The organism is Micromonospora sp. NPDC003776, assembly GCF_053605645.1.
Window position 1 is genome coordinate 1 of the sequence record NZ_JBSGJR010000923.1, and the last position, 1459, is coordinate 1459.

General features: G+C 76.6%; 1 protein-coding gene and 1 pseudogene. Both read left to right on the plus strand.

The window, feature by feature from the left end; genetic code table 11:
• Positions 1-645, plus strand: a 645-nt coding sequence (locus tag ACWEVO_RS36420; protein ID WP_452311931.1) for a glycoside hydrolase family 16 protein, incomplete at its 5' end; no start/stop codon positions are given.
• 94 nt (positions 646-739) lie between these two features.
• Positions 740-1459, plus strand: a pseudogene (locus ACWEVO_RS36425) (hypothetical protein); the annotation flags it as partial.

Below are 1459 nucleotides of genomic sequence, written 5' to 3' on the forward strand. Positions count from 1 at the left end.
ATGGCCGCGAAGCCCTCCGGGTCGGCCTGGCCGCTGGGGTGGAACGCCCGCACCCCGGCCGGGGTGTCGCGGACCACGAGGGCGAGCATCCGGGCGCAGCGGCGGAGCACCGTCTGCGCCGGCCAGCCGCGGCAGTACACCGAGGCATACCTGGACACCATCGGCAAGGCCTCGTTCCGCTACGGCCGGTTCGAGATCCGGGCCGAGTCGCCGAACGGGCCGACCGACTCGCAGGGGCTGTGGCCGGCGTTCTGGCTGCGGCCGGACGACGGGGGCAAGGGCGAGATCGACGTGGTCGAACTGCCCGGCGGGGCGGCGTACCACCGGGCCGCCACCCAGGCGATCTTCTACGACTACAGCCCGGTCAAGCAGGACCAGCGCTGGGAGTTCCCGGCCGGCTACCCGGGCGACGGCTTCCACACGTACACCACCGAGTGGGAGCCCGGGGTGATCCGCTGGTACCTCGACGGCCGGCTGGTCTGGCAGCGGGACCGGAGCACCACCCCGTGGTTCGACGAGGCCTTCGACAAGCCGTACAACCTGCGGTTGAACTTCCAGGTCGGGGGCTGGCTCGGGCCGCCGGACGCGGCCACCGCCTTCCCGGCCGACTTCCGGGTCGACCACGTCCGCGTCTGGCAGCGCTGACCGGTCGCCGGCGAGTGGCCGGCGGGCCCTATCGTGGCGCCGGCGGCCCCTGTCGTGGCCGCCGTCGTTACGACGGGACAGGGGAGGGCGCGGCGTGGTGCAGGACCCACGGGACCGCCGGGACGGCATCGGCTGGGTGACCCGGGCGATCTTCGGCGACGAGCGGCTGTGGCTCGGCGTCGCCGCGTCCGCCGTCGCGCCGCCGGGCCACCGGATCGTCGCCCGGTACGCGGTGGTGCCCTCGGTAGAGCGGGCGAAGTTCCTGCTGCCGCTGGCCTCCCGCCGGGTCGGCGCGGCGTCGACGCTGGCCTACAACGCGCTGCGGCCGCCCCGGGTGCGCGCCAACCGGCTCGCGGTCGGCGTGCTGGCCGGGCTCGGGGCCACCCGGCTGGCCGGGATGCCGGTGCTGACCGTGGCCGCCCCGGCCGACGCCGATCCCGCCGAGCTGCTGCTCACCGCCCACCTGGCCCGGGTCGAGGGCCGGCCGTTGCACGCCGCGATCGGGATCCGCCCGCCCGACCCGCACCACAAGCCGACGCTGCAGCTCTTCGACGACCGGGGCGCCGCGTGGGCGTACGCCAAGGTCGGCTGGAACGACGCGACCCGGGCGATGGTCCGCGCGGAGGCGGACGCGCTGCGCGAGCTGCCGCGCGACTGGGCCGGCCTGCCCGCGGTGCCCGGCCTGCTGCGCGAGCTCGGCTGGGGCGACCTGGCGGTGACCCTGGTCGAGCCGATGCCCGCCGGGGTACGCCGGCTGGCCCGGCCGGACCGGCCGCAGGTGGCGGCGATGCTCGCCGTCGCCCGGCGTGGCGGC